The sequence below is a fragment of the Rhodococcus sp. LB1 genome (genome assembly GCF_001583455.1).
In the GTDB taxonomy this organism is placed as follows: Bacteria; Actinomycetota; Actinomycetes; order Mycobacteriales; family Mycobacteriaceae; genus Rhodococcus_F; species Rhodococcus_F opacus.
The window spans coordinates 1,980-7,007 of sequence record NZ_LTCZ01000115.1 but is presented as its reverse complement, the minus strand read 5'-3'; the positions used below and the strand labels follow the sequence as shown (position 1 = coordinate 7,007).

The following is a 5,028-nucleotide window of genomic DNA, read 5'->3' as shown; positions in this document are numbered from 1 at the left end:
AGGAACTCAAGGCACTGTAGCTCGCCCGCAGTCCGGGTCGTCCTGGTGGACATCAAGTATTAGCTTGGGTCGCTCCCACGAAGAGCAGACAGTTCGGCTCCAGCAGTTTTCGTATTGGATCGAGGGAGCGCTGTGGCATTTGCAAATATCATGGGTGCAGAAAGGGGATTGTAGCTTCGATAGGTAGCGTCGGCGATCGGTTTGAGGTGAGTCGGCAGCAGGAATTGCGCCCGCCGCCGCCCTCGGAACGGTGCGCGAGTGTCCCCTTCACACGGCTCCAGTTGCTGAACCGGCAGGCAGAGCGCTGTGATTCCAGTGCATGAACCAGCGGCCCGGGACTGCCCACCGAAGTGTCGCGCCGAGTCCCAACTCGCTTACAATAAAGGCAATTTGGGTCCGGATGGCGGAAACCGGATCGATACCGTCGCGCTCGCAGACCAGCAGAATACTCGCCCGGGCCGCGCACACGCTTCGATCGTGCGAGGCGCCACCCAGATCCACAACACTCCGCCGACCGCTCGCCGGCCCAGGACCGGCGACTTCACCGCCAAGATCACCGACACAATCGACAGGCCCCGTCAGCTCGTGGTGACACCGAAGGACGAACAACCCGCCCCCGACGTGATTCCATGTGACAGATACATGCGCGAATCATGCAGTCCGACAGTGGGTACGATGACCCAGCTGCAGTTCGGGGGCTGGAAATCCGATCCGACCTCGGCAAGAGGATCGCGGTGGCGGTTGCTTGCGTCGATTCGACGAGCTATTTCCTTGGTCCACATCACGCAGGATTGTGGTTGCACCCTGCCACTTCCCATTCGGTGTGATTGCGTTCTGACGTCCGATTGGGTAGGTCGAACGTCAGCCGCTTCAGTCTCGGGCCTGATCCACGACCCAGGCCGCGATCTGCGCGCGGGACGTGAACCCGAGCTTGGCGAGAACGTGCTCCACGTGCCCCTGCGCCGTCCGTTGGGCGATCACGAGTTCGGCGGCGATCGCCTTGTTGGTCAGCCCCCTGGCGACCAACGCGGCGACCTCCCTCTCCCGTTTCGTCAGGTCGGTGGCCGCACGCGCGGGGGGCGAAGACTGTGGAGACTGATTGCCGAGGGCGAAAGCGACCGCGTCCTCGGTGGCGAGCATCCTGCCCTCGTCGCGCGCCGCGTCGAAGCCTTTTCCGCCGAGAGCAGCCTGCACGCGCTGTTCGCTCTCCTCGTGATCGACAAGCAGGCCAGGGAACAGCGCGGTGGAGCTTCCCGCAGACTTCACCATTGCCTCCGCCGCACCCATCAGTACGCCCGCGCGGTGCGGACTGTTATCGCTGGCGATCCATGCCAACGATTCCAGGCAGGTGGCAGCGGTGAGCGAATTGTCCACCAGCCGAGCCAATGCCAGCCCGTCCTTGAGGTGCCGGGACGCCCTCTCGACTTCACCTCTACGCCACACCGCAACACCCATGGCCCATAGCGTATGTGCCCGGTACATTGACTCGCCGGTTGATTCGGTGATCTCGAGGACCTGCTCGTAGTAGCCGAGTGCTCGGGCTGGGTCTCCGAGTAGTTCGTTCACCGTCCCGAGCGAGTTCAGGACCTCGATGTGCAGGGTGGGCTGACCGCAGGATCCGGACACCTCGAGGGCGGTCTCGAAGCATGACCTCGCTCGGGGAAGATCACTCGCGAACAGCGCCAGCAGACCTTCGGCAAAGGCCATGTGCGCGCGGATCACCGCGTTGTCTGTCTGTGCCGCGAGCGTTGTCTCTTCGGCCACCAGGGAGGTCGCAGCCGCCGCGTCTCCCTGGATATCGGCCAGTACACTGTTTACGCACAGGGCTATGACACGTTCTTCGCTCACGTCGACCGGCGCATCCTTCAGCAGGCGGTCGAGCCAGTACCGTCCCTCACTGAACATGGCCCGGGCGAGCCAGAATGGAAAAAGAGCGTTCGCGATCCCGAGTCCCGCCACCCAGTTCGCCTCGCTCACACAGAATTCCAGCGCCTCTCGCAAATTTGACTGCTCACGGGCGATCCGCCTCATCCACCTGACCTGCTCGCGGCTGATCCACTCGGCCTTCGCGTCCGCGACCAACTGCAGGTACCAGTCACGGTGTCGTCGACGCAGAGTCTCGAATTCGCCTGCTTCGGTCAGCTTCTCGCTACCGTAGTCGCGGAGAGTCTCGAGCATCCGGAAGCGCACCACCGCCCCGAACTCCTCCCGGATGAGGATCGACTTGTCCACCAGCGACGCTACCGCGTCTAATAGGACGTTGCCGTCCGAATTCCAGGCGCACACGGCCTCGACCGCGTCGAGTTCGAAGCTGCCTGCGAACACCGACAAGCGGGACCACAGCTGCTGTTCCTGTGCGGTACAGAGCTCATAACTCCAGTCGATGGACAGCCGCAACGTCTGCTGGCGCGTCGGCGCGCCCCTGCTTCCGAGGGTCAGCAGTGCGAAACGGTCTGTCAGGCGACGCAGAATCTGCTCGGCCGACATGGCCCGCAACCGAGCCGCCGCCAACTCGATGGGAAGGGGTAACCCGTCCAGTCGGTGACAAATCTGCGCCACCGTGCTTGCGTTCTCCTCGGAGAGCTTGAAGCCCGGCACCGCCGCAGCAGCGCGCTCGACGAACAACGTCACGGCGTCGTAGCGCGGCATTCCCCGCAGCGAGAGGTTCCGTTTGGGGTCGGGGACCATCAGCGGAGGAACCCGCAGCACGACTTCTCCCCCGATTCCGAGCCGCTCCCGACTCGTGGCCAGGATTTGTAGCTTCGGGCAGCTGCGGAGCAGCGACTCGGACAGTTCTGCGACGGAGTCGATCATCTGCTCACAGTTGTCCAGTACGAGCAGGATCTGCCGTGCGGCCAGGAAGTCGACCACAATGTCTTTCAACGGTTTCGCCGATTGATTCCGCAACCCCAGTGCGGCCGCGACCACGTCGACGAGAAGCGACTCGTCGCGCAATTCGCCTAGCTCCACCATCCACGCACCGTCGGTGAATCCTCGACGGACATCGGCGGCGACACGGAGAGCGAGACGGGTTTTCCCCACGCCACCTAGACCCGTCAGCGTGACCAGTCGCGCGTCCGCCAGCTTCGACTTTGCCTCCGTCAGTTGGCGTCTGCGTCCCACGAAACTGGTCAGTTCCAGCGGAAGATTACCCTCGGCGCCGCGAAGGGAATGTGCCACCGGCTGCTCCGGCAGAGGGGGCCGCGCCCGCGGTGCGGGAGCGAGGAGTAGCCATTCCGAAGTCCGCCGGTCTTCGGCGGGTTCGTCGTGCAGGGCCATTTCGTCGACTGGCAGTCCCTTACCTGCCTGAACCTGACGTAGTGCATCGCCGAGTGCAGCGACCGACGCGGGGCGGTCATCCGGGTTCGCCGCCATCGCATGTTCGACGACCGCGCAGACGTCCTCGGGAATACCGTGTTCGCGCAAGTCGGGAACAGGTTCCGAGGCAATCCGCAGGAACTGTGCGACCACCTGCTCCCCCCTGTGACGTTCGAACGCCGCGTGACCGGTGACCGCGCAGAACAAGGTCGCTCCGAGACTGTAGATGTCGGAGGCCGAACTCGGCGGATCGCCCCGCAGAATCTCGGGAGCAGTGAATGCCGGCGATCCGGTGACCGTGCCGGTAGCCGTCTCGAACCCTCCGGAGATGTGCGCGATACCGAAGTCGGTCAACTCCGGTTCGCCATAGGCCGTGAGGAGGATGTTGGCCGGCTTCACGTCACGATGCAGGATGCCGAGGCGGTGCGCGGTCTCCAGAGCACCTGCGATCTTAACGCCCAGTCGAAGGGTCTCGTCCAGTGCGAGCGGGCCTGCCCGAGAAACGCGAGCTTCCAGCGAGCCGAGCGGGTAGTACGGCATCACAATGAAGGGGCAACCGCTGCCCGTGGCCCCGACCTGAAGAACGTTGACGACGTTCGGATGCCCGGTGAGCCTGCCCATGGCGCGCTGTTCACGGAAGAAACGCGCCCTGTTCTCCTCGTCGAGTTCGGCGGTGAGGACCTTCACCGCCACGGTGCGCTCCAACTCGGTCTGCGTGCACCGGTAGACAACGCCGAAGCCGCCGCACCCGATCTCGTGCGCGTCCTCGAATCCGGCCGCAGCCAGCTCCGCTATGACATTCGTCGCCACGCCACGCTGAGTGTCGGGAGGATCGCTATCGGCCATCGGCGATGCACACTTACCTTTCGATGATGTGTCCTCAGGATATCGCGGGGGAAGCTGTGGCGAAGTTATCACCAACCCCTCACCGCTTATCCAGTTCGCGGCGCGGGCACCAGCGAGGCATAACAGGCGACCGACGCGCTCGGCTGTACCCAGAGAACTGGGACGATCAGTCCAGAAGCGACCGATGACAACCCCGACATCACGGCGGCGAGCGCCCGCAGGCCATTTAGCGGTCCGCGGTTCCAGCCTCCGGGCGCCACTGTCCGAAGTGGGAATGGCCATCAAAATGATCGACGAATTGCCTGCCCGGTGCCGAAGAGCATTGCGGATCCGACGCTGATCTGCAGAGGGCTGAGGTGCTCGGTGAAGGTCCGAGAGCGGGCTGGGACGTACTGCAGGACGTGCGAAGACCTCGGCGGCACAGTCGTGTTCGAAGGGCGGCTCGGGCGGGTCGGACAGGGGCCACCACCCGATGATGATGAACCTCGTGGCAGGAATGTGCTCATGAATGTCGTTTCCGATACTGGGTCGGGAGGCCGTCCTCGGTCACAGTGGTCCCATGAGCGAAATCACGGAAGGGGCTGTTGAGGACCGCAGTTCAGGTGACGGCGAAACGGCCGGCTACCTGACCGTCGAGCGGGACGGTCCGGCGGTGTTGCTGCTGCACGGAACGTATTGGAGCCGGGTCTGGCTTCCGGTCCTGGGCGGCCTCGCCGAGGCGGGACTGCGGCCGATCGCGGTCGATCTCCCCGGACTGGGACGTTCGGAAGGCGAGCTCACCCTGGAAACAGCCACGGTCCCGGCCCTTGCGGATTGGGTGGTGCGATTCGCGTCGGCACTGAATATCTCCGGGCCGATCGCCGT

General features: G+C 64.1%; 1 protein-coding gene. It reads right to left on the bottom strand.

Features of this window, described 5'->3' with window-relative positions; translation table 11 throughout:
• Nucleotides 1–870: 870 nt before the first annotated feature.
• Nucleotides 871–4,164 carry a protein kinase domain-containing protein gene (locus tag AZG88_RS18125; protein WP_061698479.1) on the bottom strand — a complete coding sequence of 1,098 codons (3,294 nt, stop codon included), beginning with the start codon at nucleotides 4,162–4,164 and terminating at the stop codon, nucleotides 871–873.
• Between the last annotated feature and the right edge of the window lie 864 nt (nucleotides 4,165–5,028).

What these genes read in the sequence shown, in the direction of transcription:
- AZG88_RS18125 (WP_061698479.1), bottom strand. Translation starts at nt 4,164, where the DNA reads ATGGCCGATAGCGATCCTCCCGACACTCAGCGTGGCGTGGCGACGAAT.